Below are 20,198 nucleotides of genomic sequence, written 5' to 3' on the forward strand. Positions count from 1 at the left end.
ATGTTGATTGCACAGCTAACAGATTTACATATTAAAAAGGGCGGTAAGAAAGCTTATCGTCGTGTAGACACACTTGACTGTTTACGTAAGGCGGTTAGCCATCTTAACCGCCTTAAACCAAGGCCTGATTATCTGGTGATCACAGGAGATCTAGGCGATTTTGGTACACCTGAAGAGTATCAAGTAATCAAGCAAGAACTGCTGAAAGTAGAGATGCCGATGTTGATCGTTCCAGGTAATCACGACCATCGAGACAATTTGCGTAAGGGGCTAAAAGAGCTTGTTGATTTCGACCACCCAGAGTTTTGTAATTTTGCCGTGAGCTATGAGGAACAGGTACTAATCGGGCTTGACAGTTCAGTGATAGGAAAGCCATATGGCCGCTTATCTGCAGAGACGTTGTTATGGCTAGAAGAGACCCTTGAACAGCATCAATGTAAGCCTGCTTTACTGTTCTTACATCACCCGCCGATGACGGTGGGGCTAGGTCACATGGATGTGCAAAACTTACAAAACGCTGATGAGTTATCTTCTGTGCTGAGCAGATTTAGTAATATCCGAGGGATGATTGCAGGGCATTTACACAGACCGATTACGGCATTGTGGAACTCACTGCCAGTTTGGGTAGGGCCATCTCATAGCCACTCTGTAACTTTAGATTTGGATAAAAATGCGCCTTCATCTTTTTCACTTGAGCCGAACGCGATTCAACTTCTCAAATTTGAAGGGGATTCGGTGGTGTCACACATTAGCTACATTAGTGACAGTGAAGGGCCGTACCCTTTCTTTAATGCTCAAGGCAACTTAATCGACTAGCCTGCTGCGGCGCAGTCACTTGGTTAAACCCAATGCGGAAAATACAATGACAAATATAAATGAAACTTTCGATATGATCATCGTAGGTGGTGGAATCAATGGGGCTGGCATAGCAGCCGATGCTGCTGGTCGCGGTTTGCAGGTGGCACTGTTTGAAGCCAATGACTTTGCAAGTGCGACTTCAAGCACTAGCTCCAAACTTATACACGGCGGCTTGCGCTATCTTGAACACTACGAATTTAGGCTGGTTTCTGAAGCTCTAGCTGAACGCGAGGTGATTCTCAATAAAGCGCCTCATATAACTAAACCAATGCGTTTTCGCTTGCCTCATAGACCTTTTCTTCGCCCTGCATGGATGATTCGTTCAGGATTGTTTCTGTACGATATACTGGCTAGCCGCAACACTTTACCGGGCACTCGTACGGTTAACCTTTCACAAAGCGGGATGTTTGTAGACGCAATCAAAAAAGGCTTTGAATACTCCGATTGTTGGGTTGATGATGCGAGATTGGTCATAGCTAATATACTGGATGCTCAGCGACGTGGCGCACTGACCTACAATTACTCAGAAGTGACTAGTACCCAGCAAGTTGATGGTTTATGGCGCGTCACCGTGTTAGATAAGCGCAGCGGTAAAAGCACTAACTATTATGCTCGTTCACTTGTGAATGCTGCTGGCCCCTGGGTTGAATCTTTTATCAAAGGGCAAATGCAGCGTGAGTCACCACGCAGTATTCGCTTAGTCAAAGGTTCTCACATTATTGTGCCTAGAATTCATAGTGATGAGCAGGCTTATATTCTACAAAACAAAGATATGCGGATAGTTTTCGTCATTCCCTATCTTGATAAATACTCTTTAGTCGGCACAACGGATGTTGAATATAAAGGAGATCCCCGAGAATGTGAGATTAGCCAGGAAGAGACCGACTACCTAATTGATATTGTGAATCAACACTTCGTGAAAGGGATCTGTAAACAAAACATAGTGTCCAGCTATGCAGGAGTACGACCTCTGTGTGAAGATGAATCTTCTTCTCCTCAAGCAATTACACGCGATTATACCCTTGAGCTAGAATGTGAGACCGATATCCCCCCGTTACTATCAGTGTTTGGTGGCAAGTTAACCACATACAGAAAGCTTGCTGAAGCTGCATTAGATAAGCTTAAGCCTCACTTTACTAATATGGATGACAAATGGACGGCAACGAGTGTACTGCCGGGAGGAGATTTCGAATCTTTTGAGCAGCTTAGCCAACAGGTGGAGAAACAATATCCGTGGCTATCAAGTGCGCTTGCAAAGCGATACTTGAATCAATTTGGGTGCGATATTCACAATGTTCTTCAAGGTGTCACTTGTGAAAGTGAGCTTGGTAACCAGATCGCTCCAAGCCTATTCGAGGCAGAAATACGCTATCTGGTTGAAATAGAACAAGCGTATCAACCACAGGATATCTTAAAAAGGCGAACTAAGTTGGGGTTAGGCTATACACTTGAAGAAACCAAAGCTGTCCAAGACTATTTAGATAGCTATATTCATTGATGTTGCATAGGATTATTTTGTCTTGTCTATGACAGTGTCAGATAGCAAACGGAATGCGATTAAGAGATTGAGCCATCATTAACCTACCCAATATTATCAATAGATTATAGAGTTGAATGGCGCTATATGTGAATTTTAGGTGAGGTCGATGTTAGGTGCTTATCTTTTTTACACTAGAGCGAAATAAAACCATCAAATTGCTGCTTGAAAGAATACGAATAGCAAGAGTGATGAGACCAAGCCTAAGGGCTTGGTCTTGATTTTGATGTTAGGTCTAGAATTTCCAGACAATACCTACTTTAGAGAAGAAGATATCTTGGTCAGGCGCATTGCCTTTACTGGTTTCTAGCATCTTGTATTGAATGTCAGCCAGTATTGAGAAGGTATCGTTAATTGGTAGCTCGGTATACAGAGCATAGATATTGTAATCGTGCTTCATTTGACCAGCTGCGCCTTCTAGCCAACCGTTCTCATAGCGAAGCTCTAGGTAGTTACCATTGTCGAAGTTGAACTGCACTAGTGGCTTCACTGCAAACTCGCGATAGTTCCAGTCGTTATCCACATCTACATAAAGCACTTTTGCACCAAGGTTGATACTGTCAGTCAGGTTGTAGAGGTAAAGCGGTTCAGTTTCGAAGAATGCGCCGTTATCTCCATGATTGTCTTCATAACCTAGTTCTACATTCACATGTAAGAAGTGGTTTCCAAGATCAAAGTCTAGCCCAGGCTTGAATTTATATTTGTCATAGTTCCAGCCGTAGCCGTTACCGATCACTTTCTCATACCCCATAAATAGGTTACCGCGAATGTTTTCGCTGATAGGGAAGAAGAAGGCTGGAATAAGTTCGGTGTAGTTAGCTTGGCCTACAGAGTTGCCGTCGTCCTTGAAGTGAATTTCTTTTAATACGTAGCCCATGCTGAAGTAATCAGTCACTCGTGTGAATCCATCGGCGTAGATGTAGTGAAGATATTCAATATTCCCTTGTCCATCAGGGTTGATGTTCTCATATTCAATACCCGTCAGGGCGCGAGTGCGAGTCGGAATGTCTCTATTTTCGATGCGTTCGATCTGAGTTTCATAGTCGTACTGATCCTGCATACTGTCCACGGTGCTTAAGTTGGCAAGTAGCATTCCGTGGGCCCCTTGATTTTCTTCCACGTTTGCAAATGTTCCAGCAGAGACAAGAAGGCCAGAGAGTAAAAATGGTGCGTATTTTTTAGTCATTTTGAACCACTATTGTTGTTATTTGGATAGTTGGATTTGAAACGTTTCGATAAAGATACTCCGATCTATACATTCATAATTCAAATGGTTGTAGTAAAAGTGTGACTCACTTCAGAAACAAAAAATGAGCAATTCACGCATTTTAATATTAAGTTATTGAAATGATTGAGTTTAATTTGTTTGTTATGAGCGGTTTCTGGTAGTGCGTAAAGATCTATTTTGAGCAATGTCACAAAATTGAAATCGAAACAATTTGTTTCTTCTCTGCGTAACCTCATGATTTTTATGCTTATTAGTGTTTTTACCAGTTTGGGAACTTTACTGGTAGAAGCTTTGTCAGCCCTTGTACAATAAGGGCTCGATAGCAGGTTAATGTATAAGTTGTATGAATGAAATTGAGTAGCGACCTACATCACGCTTTTACTCAGAACGAGGCTTAGTACGGTTGACCAAAGCAATTTTCAGGTTATCTTTGTTGAAACGTTTCTACTCATAGAGGAAGCAGACATGGCAAGTGTCAAACTGCAGGAAATTAATAAGGTATATGAAAATGGATTTCATGCTCTTCACGATATCAATCTAGATATCGAAGATGGGGAGTTTATGGTTTTAGTAGGGCCATCAGGCTGTGCTAAATCTACAATGCTGCGCATGGTCGCAGGGTTAGAGAGTGTATCGGACGGTGGTTTGTCTATTGGTGAGCAGCTGTGTAATGACGTTGCGCCTAAAGACCGAGGTATTGCGATGGTTTTTCAAAACTATGCGCTTTATCCACATATGACCGCTTATGAAAATATGGCCTTTGGTCTTGAGACAGCAAAGAGGCCAAAAGCTGAAATTGAACAGCGTGTCTCAGAAGCGGCAGAACTCCTAGAGATCACTGACCTTCTGGCTAGAAAACCAAAGCAGATGTCTGGCGGTCAACGTCAACGAGTTGCGCTAGGGCGAGCTATGGTTCGCAAGCCTGAGGTATTTTTGTTCGACGAGCCTCTTTCCAACCTAGATGCTAAATTGCGAGTTTCTATGCGTTTGCGTATCAGCAAACTACATCAACAGCTCAAACAAGCAGGCAATCCAGCCACCATGATCTATGTTACACACGATCAAGTGGAAGCGATGACCATGGGCGATCGTGTTTGTATTATGAACAAAGGGCGCTTGATGCAGGTAGATACTCCAATGGAGGTGTATCACAACCCTAAGAACAAGTTTGTTGCTGAGTTTATTGGCTCACCAGCAATGAATATGCTTCCGGGGACACTTGTAAAGGCAAGTGACAACATGTCGGTGTCTATTGCAGATCTCTCTCTTAACTTACCGCAAAGCAAGCAAACACAAGCATCACTCTGGGAGGATAAATCGGTTTATCTCGGTATTCGCCCTGAACATCTTGAGCTAGCGGAGGCGTCAGACAAAGAGGCAATCGAAGTCACTATCATGGCAGTAGAGGAGCTTGGCTCTGAGAAATTCCTACACACCCAAGTGAATGGTTGCAGCTTAGTTTGTAAATTAATCAATCATGAAACGCCCCTTTCTGCAGGTGAAACCTGTCACCTCAAGTTGAACATGGCTAAGTGTCATCTGTTCGACGAAAGCACTGAATTTAATATTTTCTACAACAAGTAATCTTGAAGTTGTGCCTTTTTGGAGATGTAATCGCAATGTTGTTCAACGCACCAACTCATACTAAGAAGATTGGCAACGGCTCTTTAGCCCTAGAATTCAATGCCAACAACACCCTACACGCTATCAGAGTAGGTAATTTAATGGTCTCTCAGTTTGAGACGCCCACGACTCAAAACGCAATTTCTAATATTTTTCTACGTGAACATAACGATGGTCGCTTTGAGGTGACTCCACTTCTGTTCTCAAATGCTGACATCGAGACCTTCGAGCTTTCTGGGAATCGTATCGGCTGGAAAACCACTACAGATAAGTGGACTGCTACCGTTATTGCATCGGTTGCCGAGTTAACAAATACCTATTTCTATCAAGTTGAAGTCTCTGCTCGCACTGAGATGACCTATGACCTTGTCTATGGTCAAGATATGGCTCTTGCGGATACTGGCGCAGTTAAGACTAATGAAGCCTATTGCTGTCAGTATCTTGATCACCAAGTATTCAATGCGGACGATACCGGCTATACGGTTTGCAGCCGTCAGAATCTACCACAAAGCAGTGGTAACCCTATGATTCAATTGGGTTCCATGTCTAAAGTTATCGCGTACAGTACCGATGGTTATCAGTTCTTTGGTAATCAATACAAGGTTGATCAGGTTATCCCTGCACTGCAGCAGCCAACCCTTTGCAGTGAAAAGTATCAATATGAAATGGCTTATATTGCCCTACAAACAGAAGCTGTTTCGTTGACCAACGGTGAAAGTGAGGCGACGGCTTTCTACGGGATGATCGAAATGGATTGTCCTAAATCTAATGTTAAGTTAGCTAAACCTATTAGTGACATTGCCAATGCTCTAGTAAACACTGCGTGGGACGTTGAACGTCAGGTAGAGCTATTTGACAGCGAGCTATTTAAAGACAACGTCATTGTTGGTGAGTCACTCACAGCAATTGAAGTTAATGAGTTTTTCTGTGAGCCAAGTGAGCGACGCTTTGAAGAGAATCGTGAGCAAGAACTGCTTTCTTTCTTCTACGGTGACAACCACTACGTGACGCTTCAAGAAAAAGAGAAGCACCTTGAGCGAGCAACCGGTCATGTTATCTCTTCGGGTAATAACCAAGATTGCCAACAGGCAATCATGAGCTCTACTCACCATATCTTCGGTATCTTTAACTCCCAGCTTACCCTAGGTAACACCTCTTTCAACAAGCTCCTAGGTGTGAATCGAAATAGCTTAAACCAATTCAAACATACGGGTCAGCGTATTTGGGTGAAACAAGAAGCGGGTTATGCGGTTCTTGGTATGCCATCCGCTTATGAAGTGGGACTGAACTTTTCTCGCTGGGTTTATAAGTATCAAAACGGCTTTATCTTGGTAACTAGCTTCTCTTCAGCCGAAGAACCAGCTGTTCAAATAGACATCGAGACCAAGGGCTTAGACAAGGCACTGGATATCCAGATATCCCATCAGCTTGTATTTGGTAACAATGAGAATGAGTCCGAGGTTAAGGTTAGTCGCGATCACAACACCTTTGTCGTATCTGGTAATGATTCATTGATTGCTAACAAGAGCGAAGGTCTGAGCTTTGTTATTAACCCGAGCTCAAACCTAGCTGAAGCTGAACTAATCCAAGATTCTGAGACTGGCTCAGCTCAGTTCCTGATGCTTAAAGGCACTTTAACTGACAAGGCGAGCATTACTTTTGGTGGCACACTAAATGGTGCTGATACTCGTGACATTACGCTAGATTTTGCCATCGAGAAAGGCTTGTACCAAGTCAACCAAGATGCGCTCATCAAGCAGTTTAGTATTAAGCTTTCCAACGATGAAGATAGCAGCCAAAAGCTCAACGATATGATGCAGTGGTTTACTCACAATGCTCTGGTTCACTACAGCACACCGCATGGCCTAGAGCAATATTCTGGCGCGGCTTGGGGTACTCGAGATGTATCACAGGGTCCGTTCGAATTCTTCATGGCAATGCAAGAGTACGACAAGGTAGAGCAGTTACTAGAGACTATTTATAGTCACCAATACATTGAAACGGGTACCTGGCCACAATGGTTTATGTTCGATAACTATGCGTCCATTCAACAAGAAGAGGCTCATGGTGATATCGTTGTGTGGCCACTTAAGGCGCTAGCGGATTACATCAATACCACCTCAAATGTAGATATCCTTGAGACCCAAGTCCCATTCACTAGCATTGACAAAGAGTTTGGTTTTACAGAGGAAACAACAACCCTGTTCGCACACGTTGAGCGTCAGATCAAACACATCGAAGACAACCTAGTTCCGGGAACCTTCTTGTCATGCTATGGCGACGGTGATTGGGATGACACCCTGCAACCGGCAAACCAGTCCTTGCGAGAGAACATGGTAAGTGGATGGACTATTCCTCTTACACTGCAAGCACTGCAAACCATGATCACCGCTCTTGAGGGGCATCGAGAGTACGCGACTTTCTCCAGCAAACTGGCCGAGTTGTTTGACAACATGCATGCCGACTATCAGAAGTATCTGATTAAAGACGAAACCATTGCTGGCTTTATTCACTTCGCTCGTGATGATAAAGGTGAAGTAGAAGAGATCGAATACCTTCTGCATCCATCGGATAAGAAAACGGGCATAAAGCACCGCTTGTTGCCAGCAAGTCGCTCTATTATCGCGGAGACTTTCAGTTCTGAGATGGCCAAGAGCCATATGGCGGTTATACAAGACAAACTGGTTTACCCGGATGGTGTACGCCTGATGGATAGGATGGCGGAGTACAAAGCTGGAGAGCAAACCTACTTCAAACGTGCTGAGTTGGCTGCAAACCTAGGTCGTGAGGTGGGTCTCCAGTACTGCCATGCACACATCCGCTTCATTGAAGCATTGTGTAAGCTAGGTGATGCGAAATCAGTGTTCGAGAACCTGTTCAAAATTGTGCCTATGGGTATCCAAAGTACGGTTGCGAACGCTGCAGTGCGTCAATCTAACGCCTATTTCTCAAGCTCCGATGCTCGCTTTAACGATAGATACCAAGCTTATGCCTCTATGGATAAGGTAATGAACGGCGAAGTGGAAGTGAAGGGTGGATGGCGTATCTACTCAAGTGGCCCAGGTATTTATATTAATCAGATCATCCACAGTGTTTTGGGTTTACGTTTCTTGAAACAAGATCTGATTCTTGACCCAGTAATTGACCGAAATGTGGGTGATGTATGCCTGAACTTCAATCTGTTCGGTAAGCCTGTTGAAATCACAATTACGACTTCACAGGGAGAGCATACCCCTAAATCTATCGCTGTTAACGGTATTGAGGCGCCATTTAGCCTTGAACCAAACCGTTATCGAACCGGTGGAGCCCGCGTTTCGGCTGAGTGGCTGAAAAAACAACTCACGGATAACGATAATAAGTTATTGATTAAACTGTAGTAAATGCGAGTGGTAGCTCATTGACACAATTCGATGATGAGCTATCACATGGTTTCTATTGGCTTTATTTGTGAAATTGATAGAATCGTTTCAATAAACGGTTTTCTCTAATGAAACCACCAATAAGGCCAGGAAACTGGCGATAATCTAAGGAGATGCAAGTGAAGGTGACCATCAAAGACGTGGCAAAAAAGGCCAGTGTTTCGATATCAACCGTCTCTTATGCAATCAACGGCAGTGATCGCATCAGTGAAGAAACCAGACAGCGTGTACTTACAGTAGCAAAAGAAATGAATTATGTTGCGAACAGCAACGCCAAGTTACTGAAACAGAAGAAAACCAAGTGTATAGGAGTGTTTTTCAACTCTTGGTTTGGTCCGATATATAGTGAGCTGGTCAAAGGCATCGAGCATATTGTTCACCAACAAGGGTATGACTTAGTCGCGTGTAGCCTTTATGGCGAAACTAACTCTACGGCTTATAAGTATCTGCGTGATCAAATGGTGGATGGCGCTATCATCCTAACCAGTACGTTTGATGACGAGTTTCTAAAGTCTATCGCCAGTGACCAGCTACCGCTGGTGGTGTTAGACCGTGAGATTGCCGCTCCTAACATATATACCATTCTAATCGATAACTTCGGCGGAGCGTTCGCAGCAACCAAAGCTCTAATTGCTTCGGGTAGCAAAAAAGTGCACTTTTTTGGTGGTCCTCAGGATTCCTATGACAATCAAAAGCGCCTAGACGGCTATATCGCAGCATTAGGATATTACAACATTGGTTTCGATAGTAAGTTACTGATTTCTTCAGACTTTACTGAGAACACTGCCTATCAGCAGATGAAAGAAATCCTACAAACGGGTGAAGCACCGAGCGCAATCTTTTCTGCGAATGACGAGATGGCTATAGGTATTTTACGCGCTGCAAATGAATTTGGGATTAAGGTTCCTGAGCAGCTAAAGATTGTTGGGTTTGATGACATTAGAATGGCTGAGCTTATCATGCCTAGGCTGACAACAGTTTCTCATCAAAAGTCCGAAATGGGTCAATTGGCTGCACAAAGGCTATTTGACGCACTGCAAGGCAATCAGCCTGAAGAACTCACTATGCTACCGACCAAGCTGATCACAAGGGAAACCTTGTAAAGGTTGTTCGAATGAAAAAATGGTTGAGTGGAATATTACTGCTTCTAACTAGCCAAACAGCTAGCGCCCTACAACTTGAAATCATGACGCCAGTGGGCAACTACATGGACTTTATGCGCCAAGAAGTGTTGCCTGAGTTTAAGAAGCGTCACCCAAATGTGCGAGTTTCTCTTACAAACGATGAAAACCTTGATACTCGCATCGCTGCAGGGGACTTACCGGACGTCTATGCTGGTGTGTTTGGTTATCAACCAGCACGATATGCCAAGATGGGGCGTTTGGCATACTTCGATGAGTTTGAGGGATACGACGAGCTTGTAGAGCGCATTGATCCTCAATTTATGCGTCAAAATTTTGGTCGCACCTACTATATCCCGTGGAATGCCACCACACAGCTGATGATCTATAACAAAGAGTTATTTCGCGAGGCGGGATTAAACCCAGACCAGCCACCAAGAACTTGGGATGAGTTCTTGTATGCTGCTGAGAAAATCAGTCAGCTTCCTCCGCGTGCTGACGGTAGCCCAGTCTACGGTACTGTCTTTTGGAATGAGGTCTTGTCTACTGGCAGTTGGTACTGGGGAATGCTCGCGCAGATGTACTACAACTTCAATGACGGTCTGTATCAGCTTCTTAACCGTTTTGGTACTAATCCGGTGTTTGATCGCCCTGATGCCAATATGGATCAATTTTTGGACACTATTGCAAAGGCGCAAGAATTTGCTCCTATGACCATGGAGAAGAGCTTTTTCTCTCGCACTATCGGTATGTGGCCACAATTTGGATTTGGTTGGAAAGCCAACTTTACTGAAGCAGCAGACAGACCTATGTCTATCGGGAAAGACATTGGTGTCGCGCCTATTCCAACTCGTAATCTGGGCGATATATCTTATTCGACCCTAGATGGGCGAGCCCTGATGATCTTTAAGAGTGATGAACCTACAGAACAGCTTGGCTGGGAATTTATTCAGCTTCTTATGGAAGAAGAAGTGAACCACAAAGCCAATGTGGCCCTAGCTCAACTTCCTGTTCTAAATAGCCTAAAAGAGCATGAATATTACCAGCGAGATGATGTAAAACCATTTGTGGACCAATTGCAGAACTCTTTAATGAGTGAACCTTTTGCCCAGGTATCTGATGTGGCGAATGTCATTTTGGACGAATATTCCAAGGTAGTGCTCAAGCAATCAGTGTCCGGTGAACAGGCGGTTATTGATGCAGGGGATAAGTCTAGAAAAGTTCTAAGACAATAGTTCGACTTCTTTAAATAAATTCTAAGGCTAAATTATGAAACTCAAGAACTTCAGTGTTGGGTATGTATTCCTTGCACCTTGGATAGTCTATTTCGCAGTATTTCTGCTTTATCCACTCTTTTTATCATTTGAAAGTAGTTTTCTAAATGTAAATATTCTCACTCCAGAAAATACACGTTTTGTGGGATTTAAAAACTGGATTTCAATTGTTAGCGATAATCTATTTTGGAAATCACTGTTTAACGTTGTATTTAACCAAGTGATATTTGTCATCCTGAGCTTTGTGATGGGATTAGGCTTGGCACTATTACTTCATGAAATCCGCTGGTGTGCGAGTTTATTTCGTACTGTAATGTTCATTCCGGTAATTACCTCTATTACGGTTGCTATGATCATCTTTGAGTTTGTATCTAGCCCAACAGGTCCGGTGCAAAATGTGATGCTAAATGCCAACGTTATCGAAGAGCCAGTATTTTGGAAGTTTGAGCAGTGGTTGCCTATGCCAGTCATCGCCGTTTTCAGCGCTTGGAAGTGGTTCGGCGTGCAGATGATTATCTTCCTTGGTGGTATTGCAAGTATCGACAAGTCTCTATTCGAGGCTGCGGACATTGATGGCGCATCTTGGTGGAGAAAGGTTCGTCGTATCACCCTACCTATGCTTCAACCTCAAATTATTTTTGTAATGACTATCAATATTATCAATGGCTTGCAGATGTTTGTGGAAGTATTCATGAACTTTGATCTGAGCGGTGGTCCTTATCAATCCGCTCTAACCCCTGTGCTCTATCTGTATCAAACCGGTTTTGAACAGATGAAGATGGGAGAAGCTTCAACCATTGGCTTAATGCTAGCCCTAGTTATCTATCTACTGACCATGATGCAATTGAAAATCACCAGTAAAGGAGCTCACGAATGAACAGCCAGGTAAGAAAGAATACCTTGATTTACGGCGCGTTAATAATAACGAGCCTCATCGTGATTTACCCCTTCTTTTATATGATTATGAACTCATTTAAAGCAGGGCCAGAAATATTACACTCGCCAAACTCTCTACCTACATCTATTTCATTTAGAGGTTATTTAGAGGTATTTGAAACGGTTAATTTAGGTCGTGTATTTTTTAATACCATCTTTATTTCAGTATCGGTAACGGTTCTAAATACTTTGTTTTCTTGCATGGTTGCGTATGCGATTGTAAAAACGAATCTTCCAGGGCGTGAATTTTGGCTGAAGGTAATTCTGGGTTCGATGATGATACCTGCGGTACTGTTTACCATCCCGACGTACATCATGATGTACGAGTGGAACTGGATTAACACTTATCGCGTACTTATCATTCCTGGTGCGATCAGTGCGTACAACATCTTCTTGTTGGTGCAGTTTATGAAGCAGATTGATAACGCTTATCTTGAAGCTGCACGTATCGATGGTGCTAGTGAGTTCCGTATCTTCTTTAAGGTTGTGCTTCCAATGCTGCGCCCGGCGCTTGCAACGGTAGGTATCCTGACCTTTATGGGGGCTTGGAACGACTTTATGGGCCCACTGTTGTACGTACGCGACGAGTCACTGATGACGCTTCAGTTGGCACTGTACAACTTCAAAACAGAAGTGCCTTCAACCAATCTAGAGCAACTTTGGGCGATGACGACCATGATTGCTTTCCCTGTGGTGATTGTTTTCTTCTGCCTACAGAAAAACTTCATTAAAGCCTTTACCGGTGTAGGAGTGAAATAATGAAATCTATTGTCAAACTCTCTGTCTTGGTGGGTTTAGTTACCGTGGCATTTTTCTATGCATGGTTGAAGACCTACAACATGTCCTCGGATTACTTCGAGTTTGCTGAAGCTCAAGCTGAAGTAGAGAACTACACCATTGCGCTTAAAGGGATGAATAAACTAGAGCTTCGTAGGGATGATGTGTACCTAGGTGGCTATCAACAAGTGATTGAAACTTGGGAAGAGGCGGTGCTTGGTTACAAGCCAGACTTCTATTACCAGGCAAAGGGTCGTGTTGGTGAAATGCTAGGCAAACTCAATGAAGAAGAGCTGATGAGCTTTATTGAAATCTACGTGGAGCTCGATATGCGTTACGTTCCAGAGGCCGCCTCAATTTTGCTAAGTCGCGCAACTCTTAATGGCGATATCGAAGTAGCAAATGAGATGGATGAGTTTTTACAAGAAGCATTTCCTCATTTCTATAGGGAAAACATAGGTGCTATTGAACTGGCTCAAATAACGCTGTCTGAAGAGGAAGAATAATGGAAGCGTATAAAAATTCATCCTTGGCAATTGAACTGCGAGTTCAAGACCTACTAGAACGTATGACTCTAGCTGAGAAAGTAGGGCAGCTTTGTCAGTCACCTATGCTCGACTATCAGGATAACCGCGAGACATATCTTGAAAAGGTTCGTAAGGGCGAATGGGGCTCACGTATTTTGGCCGATACAGCATGGGCAGGGAATGCACTTGGCGAAAGTGTTGATCCTGAGCAGCTTAATGAGATCCAAAGAACTGCAGTAGAGGAGAGCCGCTTAGGTATCCCTATTATCTTTGCTAGGGACGTTATTTATGGGCAGTCAACGGTTTTGCCTATACCACTTGCGCAAGCTTGTTCTTGGAATCCAAATTTGGTTGAAAAAGCCTATCGAGGTATTGCAAAAGAGGCGGCTTCTTTAGGTATTAATTGGACCTTTGCTCCTATGCTGGACATAGTGCGCGATCCTCGGTGGGGACGAGTGATTGAGAGTAGCGGTGAAGACCCGCATCTTGGCGGCCAGTTTGCGAAAGCGGTTGTTAAAGGCTTCCAAGGGGACAATCCAAGTGACCCTGACTCAATTTTGGCCTGTGCTAAGCACTTTATCGGCTATGGTGCTGCGGAGGGTGGGCGTGACTATGACACTACAGAGATCACCGATAACACTTTACATAACGTGTATCTTCCCGCTTTTGAAGCTGCAGTTGACGCGGGCGTTGCGACTTTGATGACAGGCTTCAACGATTTAGGCGGTACACCCACTACTTCGGCTGAAAGCTTAATCAACGGCTGGCTCAAATCTGACAAAGGTTTTGAGGGAATGGTCGTGAGTGATTGGGGCTCCATTTCAGACCTTGAATACTTTGGGGTATCTGCAGACAAGCAAGCAGCAGCTAAAAAAGCATTGCTCTCAGGGGTTGATATGGCGATGACTAATGATGCTTATGAGGGGCATCTTGAGCGCCAGGTTTTGCAAGAACCTGATTTAGCCGATGCTATTGACGAGGCTACTCGCCGTGTATTGTTGGCCAAGTTTAAAGTAGGTTTGTTTGAAAGGCCTTATGTGGATCCTAATGGACACAAGCACCTACTTCGCCATCCAGAACATGTTACAGATGCGTTGGCATTGGCAGAGCAAAGCATGGTGCTGTTGAAAAACCGAGATGACCTTCTGCCTTTGTCTACCATAGGACTCAAGGTAGCAGTTTTAGGGCCACATGCTCATTCAAAACGTCAGCATTTGGGGTCTTGGTGTTTGGATGGTAAGGCTGAGGACGTAACCTCAATTGCCGAAGGCATAACCAGAGTGGTTCCAGATGTTGAGGTACTCACAGAAGCATCTAGCTTCAGCGATGAGATGGTTGAGTGTGCACATAGAGCGGATGTGGTGGTGCTATGTGTGGGTGAAAGTCACAGACGTACCGGTGAGGCTCGCAACATTGCAGAACTAACGTTGCCCCCGGGTCAAGAGCAGTTGATTGAAGCTATCGGTCAAATAGGTAAGCCTTTAGTTGTAGTTCAGTGTACTGGTCGCCCTGTTCCCTCACCCATGACTGAGCGTTATGCTGATGCGCTTCTGCAGGCTTGGCAATCTGGTACAGAGACAGGGCTTGCCGTTGCTCATCTGTTATTTGGCAAGGCAGTACCAAGTGGCAAGTTGTCCATGACAGTGCCGAGAAGCACTGGGCAAATCCCTATGTATTATGGGCGAAAGCAGATAGGTAAGAAGCGTGATTATCAAGAGTACATGCCGTACAAAGATCTATCAGAAACGCCTTTGTATCCATTTGGATATGGTCTGAGCTATACCCAGTTTGGTTATAGCAATCTGAGTGTAGCGCTAAACGAGCTATCTCAAGATCAGACCCAAACGGTTTCTGTTGAAGTTAAAAATCTTGGTGAGAAGAGCGCGCTAGAGACAGTGCAGTGCTACATCCGTCGTAAAGTGGCAACGACTACGAGACCGCTCAGAGAATTGAAAGCATTCGACAAGATCCAACTAGCACCCGGAGAGTCGAAGTTGATTGAATTCAAGCTAACACCAGAGTTACTTTCTTACTATGGCATCGACAGTTGTTTTAGTAATGATGAAGGCGATGTAGAGGTGTATGTGGGTGGTAGTAGTGAGTGCTCTTTATTTACTAGCTTTTCTATAACGAAATAAATTTGAGCCAAAGCGGGTCTTATCTCTTTGTCATCTGTGGACAAATGGACCTGTGAGGCGATTATGAAAAAGTTACTGATTTTGTCACTCTTCTCTGCATCGGCGTTTGCCAGTACCGAAGCATGTATTGAACTGGGTAAGGCTCAGGCGGTCAACGACCATGAGCGTGTTATCGAGCTGGCATCCGCTGTGAGTAGTGTTGATGCGAAGCTGTGTAAGATGCTGGCTGAAGAAGCCCGCCTAGACGCGACGATGGATTACTTTGAACACGGTGATTGATCAGCGCGATTAGCTAGAGCTTTTACTTTGCCTCTAATGAGGTAATACATGTGAGTTAAGAAGTATTAATACCTTTTTGAAGGCCTAGTCCCGAACTTTATTACTAGCGACTAGGCCTTCTTTTTACCGCTATTTGAAGTAAACCGTAAAGTGCATGACTTTTCTGTTTGTTCTTGATTTTATCAATTAGCCGCTTCGATGGTGCCCTTGAAGGTGGTATCCAAGAAGCTGCTAATTTCTTTCGAGTGATAGATAGACATGATCTGCTCGAAAACCTCTTTGTCTTTCTCTGTATCTCTCGAAGCAACCACCATCACTGCTAAAGGTGCATCTTTTGATTCTAGGTAGATGCCTTGCTCTTTAGGATCTAGACCCGAAGACATCACATAGTTCATGGTAATTGCTGCTGCATCTACATCGTCTAATGTACGCGGCAATTGAGCTGCATCCACCTCTACCAACTGAATATTCTTGGGATTAGCCACGACGTCGCCTAAGGTTGCGCTGTAGCCTGCATCTTCTTTTAGTGTTATTAAACCTGCTTCTTGAAGTAGTAGTAGGCCTCGACCGCGATTAGTTGGGTCGTTAGGAATAGCGATTCGAGCGTTCTCAGGAATCGACTCAAGCGTATTGTATTTGTTCGAGTAAACCCCCATACGCATCAAGATAGAGCGACCAATAGAAACCAGTTCACTATTGTGGTTGTCGTTATAGTTATCCAAGAAAGGCTGATGCTGATAGCTGTTTAAGTCGATGCTTCCATCGGCTAGGGCCGCATTAGGGGTGATATAGTCAGAGAATTCAACTACTTCGATATGGATACCTTGCTTTTCAGCTTCTTTCGCTACGGCTTCAACAACTTGGGCGTGTGGACCAACCGTTGCACCAATCTTAATAACAGATTCATCGTTGTCACCACATCCTGTTAAGCCAAATGCGAGTGCAGATGCCAACAGCGATGCTGTGATTCTTTTAGTGATCTTCATAATAATTCCATTTAATGTAGAAAAGACGAAACAGATGTCTAGACATCCATAATATCTTTTCATTTTCCTGGGTCAATAAACATTTCAGAGAACCCGCCAAGTAAACGAATAATTGTACGATTCCCATACTTATCAGAGAGTTAAGATTTTATGAGATTCAGCTAAGCTAGCCCAACGCTGATGACGCTATCAACAAATCCATAGGTGCAATGAGGGTGAGGTGAGGTGGCACTCGATCAACTTTTTGAACCCTTGCGTTGGGGTGTTTGTGATCGAATGTTATGTACTCGATGAAATAGCTCAAATAACTAAAGGTGTAACTACTTTTTTAGTTGTGAGTGTTTACAGTTTTAATGAAGGTAGCGGGGATAGCATATTTCTTATAGAGGTTGTGCTTTCCGTACTGATCGGAGTGTAATAGGGAGGATGTTGGAAAACTCATTATGTCTCGATACATCCTAGCATGACCACCGCTAGCTCGTTTATGCCCCTAAATCATTGAGATTGAACATTCTCCAAAATGCGGGCTCGTGTGTTTTCTCTACCAATAACTATCCAAAGTAAGTAGTTCTAATATCTGTGCTACACAGAGCAATCTAACCTTTGCGATTCAATATCCTAAAGAAGCGTTTCTTCGTTTATCTGATATTTGGAGTAGTTTTGTTGGCAATATCATTAAGTACTAAAGTTAGCTCATATCGCATACCACTATTTCGACCTCACTCCAAATTAGCCGAACGTTTACTGGGAAATATACAAACAGCGGCTAGTTATAGTTGGCCACTACAGAGTGGTTCTAGGTCACTAGTGTTTGTTCGGTTGATTCAACTGATAGCGTCGTTGAGTAACTCGTTCGAGAGACAACGATACCATAGCTGCGTTTGTCGTCACGAATCATGATATAGCTTAATTAATAATAGGAGTTATATGAATACCAAGTATTGATGATTGTTTTAATATGGTAATTGTTAAACGGGAAAGATCAAATCGATGTCACAATATGTAAATAACGAGTTAGGTTATGTAAGGGTTTGTAATATATAAAAAAGATGAAATAGAAGATTGTTTTATTTATCCTAATTAATTCAACTAGATCCAGTGTAAAATTCTAAATCATTGATTATAAATGGTTTTTATTGTCTTTTTCTTATGTTTATATGAAGTATTTATATCTATGTGGTATTACCAGTCATTTTTCATGATCTTGTATATTAAAAGAGAGCTAAGTAATTATGCTTTTTTAAAACTTAAAAAATGAAGGGAAAAATGAATAAATTCATATTAGTAAGTAGTATTCTAGTTAGTGCTGTTGCACATGCTGACACTATATCAATTCAGAACATTTCAGATAGTCCTATTTATGGAGCATTTCAATCTCAAAGTATGATCGGCCCTGCTGCTGACTCAGTCAATGGATGGATTCATTCTGGCCGAGACCATATTTATTTCCCTCATGATAGTTTCTTGATTTCAGGAGCAATTAATATTTCTAAAGGCGATAAAATTAAATATATATCAGTATTTGACCCCTATAGGAATGAGTATATTCCTTGCGGAAATGATGTTGTTTTTGAAGATGCATTGACTTATAAGTATGACGGTAGTCAGTGCTACAGGGATCATCGTGCTTTTGCATACTCTACTTCAGAACCATTTGATATTACTCTTTATGGTAGTGGGCGGGGTGGTGCTTTAGCGAGAAAAGAATTAATTGAATTACCAAATGTTGAGTCATATAAAGGAATTAGAACTGTCTATGATATGACTCAAAAACATAGCGGATACGCTCGTGAGTACATGAGATACACATCAACCTTCTTGTATGCGAGGGGGCTTGAAACACAAAGGATTAAATATACAGGTTATATAGATCAAGATACTGTAAACAAAGTAGATTGGCATGCTCCTCTTGGTGCTACAGGTTATTTCTCATCTGATGGTGAGAGTGTTGAATTAATCGGTATCCCAGGTGGAGATAAATACTCTATCCAACATGAAAATAGAAATGGCAATCAATTTAACATAGATCCTGATACTGGTGAAATTACTGAAAATAAAATTGAATGGAGCAATTTAAGAATTGAATTATTTAATCCAATAATTTCTGAGTTTTATAGCAGTACTCCTTATAAAGGGGAGTGGCATAGACCTGACTTTGACTATTTCACAGGCGAAGATTTAGGGCGCACAGAGGAAAAGGTATCATATCGCTCGTGGGAGTTAGAAGTAGATACTGCTGGAGTTTACGGATTCAAAGTACAAGCTAAATCAGGTTCAATATGGTCAATACCTGTCAGTTTGTATGTTTTTGAAGGAGAATTACCTGTTAGCGGAGACTACGGGAATCTACTAGGTCAAGATAGTGGTGGTGTACCGCATATTGCAAGTGTCTTCTTAGAGCCAAATAAAAAATACACGTTTGTAATTAGTGAAGAGTCAGTAGATCGTACTGACTCGACTATCACATTTATCGGTGGTCCAGGTGAGGTGAACCTTTACTAGTGTACAAGTATCCGCCCCTTGAATCTAAGGGGCGAGTATTAATAGATGAAATTTTGTGTGGTTAAATAAAAGGCTATTTCGAGGTTGACAATCTTTTTACTGAGGATTTATTCCTCTAAAAGTAAATAATTACTTGGTAAGTGATTGTTAATATAATATTTAGCTCAGTTTTTCTCACTCATTACTTGATGATTTTGAGAGCTTCATAAAAACCAAGCTTAATTTAGAACTTTTGTCCAAAACAGTCACAACGGGGTAATTCGTAACTCAGAAATGCCCTTTCCGTGCTGGCACTGATGGAAACAAGACTTTTCTCCAGTCATAATTAACCAATGAAAACTAATGGGGCAAACCAAGAACTGCTCCTGCAAATTTTCCGACGTTTGAGGATTACTGCAGGAGTGTGGTTCTATGCTGTAGTTATAAGCCTGTGGGTACAGGTTTGAATAACGTATTGAACTCTATTTAGAAATGAATGGCTGCAAACTAGACTTGATTAGCAGCCAAGAGAGAAACATGATTGACCAAAAAACGTCTGGTTAGCGTGTTCCGTATCCATATACTCCTTCCACTCGATAACCATTCCGTTTCGGAACACCATCAAAAGATGAAAGTGGTTATTATAGACTTTGCCATTGGCATGAGTGCCTAACGTTTCTGCTTCAATCGCGACTCGGTTACCTTCCGCTGTCATGGCTTTGGCGGTAAAGCTCATCCCATTAGGAAAACCCACTTTATTGCTTTCACCTAACCCATCCACAAAGGATTTATCATGATAACCTGAGATAGGCATAGAGCCAGCTACCCATATTTTTGCGTCGTCAGCAAAATTATCAGAGACGTATTGCCAGTCGCCATTGCTGATGGCGTTAATAACGTCTAAAGCGTGTTTCTTATTGATGTCGATAGTATTCGTATTCTGGTTGGCTGAAATAGACATTTTGACTCCTTAATATTGATGATTAGAGATTTAGCTTATAGCAAGTTAAAATC

15 protein-coding genes are annotated in these 20,198 nt (G+C 42.7%); 12 read left to right on the forward strand and 3 right to left on the reverse strand.

From position 1 onward, the window contains the following. Entirely contained in the window at nt 1–816 is an 816-nt protein-coding gene (locus OCU46_RS17330; RefSeq protein WP_141271591.1) for a phosphodiesterase, read from the forward strand. A 46-nt stretch (nt 817–862) separates the two neighbouring features. Continuing rightward, on the forward strand, nt 863–2,356 hold the full coding sequence (gene glpD / locus OCU46_RS17335) for a glycerol-3-phosphate dehydrogenase (RefSeq protein ID WP_141271590.1): 1,494 nt from the start codon (nt 863–865) through the stop codon (nt 2,354–2,356). A 274-nt stretch (nt 2,357–2,630) separates the two neighbouring features. Here glpD and OCU46_RS17340 read toward each other — a convergent pair whose 3' ends face one another. Further along, nucleotides 2,631–3,581, reverse strand: a complete 951-nt coding sequence (locus OCU46_RS17340) for a hypothetical protein (RefSeq protein WP_141271589.1) — start codon at nt 3,579–3,581, stop codon at nt 2,631–2,633. Nucleotides 3,582–4,088: 507 nt separating this feature from the next. Between OCU46_RS17340 and OCU46_RS17345 the strand changes: the two genes are divergently transcribed. The 9 genes from OCU46_RS17345 to OCU46_RS17385 all read left to right on the forward strand — a co-directional run bounded on the left by OCU46_RS17345 (nt 4,089) and on the right by OCU46_RS17385 (nt 15,717). Then, entirely contained in the window at nt 4,089–5,207 is a 1,119-nt protein-coding gene (locus OCU46_RS17345; RefSeq protein ID WP_141271588.1) for an ABC transporter ATP-binding protein, read from the forward strand. Nucleotides 5,208–5,242: 35 nt separating this feature from the next. Beyond that, a complete protein-coding gene (locus OCU46_RS17350; RefSeq protein ID WP_208733544.1) occupies nt 5,243–8,623 on the forward strand; it encodes a GH36-type glycosyl hydrolase domain-containing protein in 3,381 nt (1,126 codons plus the stop codon). A gap of 155 nt (nt 8,624–8,778) precedes the next feature. Further along, the gene (locus tag OCU46_RS17355) at nt 8,779–9,768 is read left to right on the forward strand and encodes a LacI family DNA-binding transcriptional regulator (RefSeq protein WP_337972458.1); all 990 of its coding nucleotides are present in this window, start codon (nt 8,779–8,781) and stop codon (nt 9,766–9,768) included. 11 nt (nt 9,769–9,779) lie between these two features. After that, nucleotides 9,780–11,021 (forward strand): extracellular solute-binding protein, encoded by a 1,242-nt coding sequence (locus OCU46_RS17360; RefSeq protein WP_141271586.1) that lies wholly within the window; start codon nt 9,780–9,782, stop codon nt 11,019–11,021. 34 nt (nt 11,022–11,055) lie between these two features. Then, on the forward strand, nt 11,056–11,937 hold the full coding sequence (locus OCU46_RS17365; RefSeq protein ID WP_141271585.1) for a carbohydrate ABC transporter permease: 882 nt from the start codon (nt 11,056–11,058) through the stop codon (nt 11,935–11,937). Beyond that, on the forward strand, nt 11,934–12,755 hold the full coding sequence (locus tag OCU46_RS17370) for a carbohydrate ABC transporter permease (protein WP_141271584.1): 822 nt from the start codon (nt 11,934–11,936) through the stop codon (nt 12,753–12,755). The genes OCU46_RS17365 and OCU46_RS17370 overlap by 4 nt, the downstream gene beginning before the upstream one ends. Continuing rightward, on the forward strand, nt 12,755–13,279 hold the full coding sequence (locus tag OCU46_RS17375; protein ID WP_141271583.1) for a hypothetical protein: 525 nt from the start codon (nt 12,755–12,757) through the stop codon (nt 13,277–13,279). Before OCU46_RS17370 ends, OCU46_RS17375 begins: the two co-directional genes overlap by 1 nt. Beyond that, nucleotides 13,279–15,438 (forward strand): glycoside hydrolase family 3 N-terminal domain-containing protein, encoded by a 2,160-nt coding sequence (locus OCU46_RS17380; protein ID WP_141271582.1) that lies wholly within the window; start codon nt 13,279–13,281, stop codon nt 15,436–15,438. Before OCU46_RS17375 ends, OCU46_RS17380 begins: the two co-directional genes overlap by 1 nt. Nucleotides 15,439–15,501: 63 nt before the next feature. Further along, nucleotides 15,502–15,717 (forward strand): hypothetical protein, encoded by a 216-nt coding sequence (locus tag OCU46_RS17385; protein ID WP_141271581.1) that lies wholly within the window; start codon nt 15,502–15,504, stop codon nt 15,715–15,717. 182 nt (nt 15,718–15,899) lie between these two features. Here the strand turns inward: OCU46_RS17385 and OCU46_RS17390 are convergent, their stop codons facing one another. Then, nucleotides 15,900–16,703 carry a MetQ/NlpA family ABC transporter substrate-binding protein gene (locus OCU46_RS17390; protein ID WP_141271580.1) on the reverse strand — a complete coding sequence of 268 codons (804 nt, stop codon included), beginning with the start codon at nt 16,701–16,703 and terminating at the stop codon, nt 15,900–15,902. A 1,266-nt stretch (nt 16,704–17,969) separates the two neighbouring features. Here OCU46_RS17390 and OCU46_RS17395 point away from each other — a divergent pair. Then, nucleotides 17,970–19,205, forward strand: a complete 1,236-nt coding sequence (locus OCU46_RS17395; protein WP_141271579.1) for a hypothetical protein — start codon at nt 17,970–17,972, stop codon at nt 19,203–19,205. Between the two features lie 496 nt (nt 19,206–19,701). On the opposite strand, the gene OCU46_RS17400 is transcribed toward OCU46_RS17395, so the two are convergent. Next, entirely contained in the window at nt 19,702–20,145 is a 444-nt protein-coding gene (locus OCU46_RS17400; RefSeq protein WP_141271578.1) for a nuclear transport factor 2 family protein, read from the reverse strand. Nucleotides 20,146–20,198 lie beyond the last annotated feature (53 nt).

The organism is Vibrio comitans, from assembly GCA_024346835.1.
Lineage (GTDB): Bacteria > Pseudomonadota > Gammaproteobacteria > Enterobacterales > Vibrionaceae > Vibrio > Vibrio comitans.

Excerpts from the sequence above, each read along its gene's own strand:
- OCU46_RS17365 (WP_141271585.1), top strand. The coding sequence starts at position 11,056 with ATGAAACTCAAGAACTTCAGTGTTGGGTATGTATTCCTTGCACCTTGG.
- OCU46_RS17340 (WP_141271589.1), bottom strand. The coding sequence starts at position 3,581 with ATGACTAAAAAATACGCACCATTTTTACTCTCTGGCCTTCTTGTCTCT.
- OCU46_RS17360 (WP_141271586.1), top strand. The coding sequence starts at position 9,780 with ATGAAAAAATGGTTGAGTGGAATATTACTGCTTCTAACTAGCCAAACA.
- OCU46_RS17400 (WP_141271578.1), bottom strand. The coding sequence starts at position 20,145 with ATGTCTATTTCAGCCAACCAGAATACGAATACTATCGACATCAATAAG.
- OCU46_RS17395 (WP_141271579.1), top strand. The coding sequence starts at position 17,970 with ATGAATAAATTCATATTAGTAAGTAGTATTCTAGTTAGTGCTGTTGCA.
- OCU46_RS17380 (WP_141271582.1), top strand. The coding sequence starts at position 13,279 with ATGGAAGCGTATAAAAATTCATCCTTGGCAATTGAACTGCGAGTTCAA.
- OCU46_RS17355 (WP_337972458.1), top strand. The coding sequence starts at position 8,779 with ATGCAAGTGAAGGTGACCATCAAAGACGTGGCAAAAAAGGCCAGTGTT.
- OCU46_RS17345 (WP_141271588.1), top strand. The coding sequence starts at position 4,089 with ATGGCAAGTGTCAAACTGCAGGAAATTAATAAGGTATATGAAAATGGA.
- OCU46_RS17350 (WP_208733544.1), top strand. The coding sequence starts at position 5,243 with ATGTTGTTCAACGCACCAACTCATACTAAGAAGATTGGCAACGGCTCT.
- OCU46_RS17385 (WP_141271581.1), top strand. The coding sequence starts at position 15,502 with ATGAAAAAGTTACTGATTTTGTCACTCTTCTCTGCATCGGCGTTTGCC.
- OCU46_RS17330 (WP_141271591.1), top strand. The coding sequence starts at position 1 with ATGTTGATTGCACAGCTAACAGATTTACATATTAAAAAGGGCGGTAAG.
- OCU46_RS17370 (WP_141271584.1), top strand. The coding sequence starts at position 11,934 with ATGAACAGCCAGGTAAGAAAGAATACCTTGATTTACGGCGCGTTAATA.
- glpD (WP_141271590.1), top strand. The coding sequence starts at position 863 with ATGACAAATATAAATGAAACTTTCGATATGATCATCGTAGGTGGTGGA.
- OCU46_RS17375 (WP_141271583.1), top strand. The coding sequence starts at position 12,755 with ATGAAATCTATTGTCAAACTCTCTGTCTTGGTGGGTTTAGTTACCGTG.
- OCU46_RS17390 (WP_141271580.1), bottom strand. The coding sequence starts at position 16,703 with ATGAAGATCACTAAAAGAATCACAGCATCGCTGTTGGCATCTGCACTC.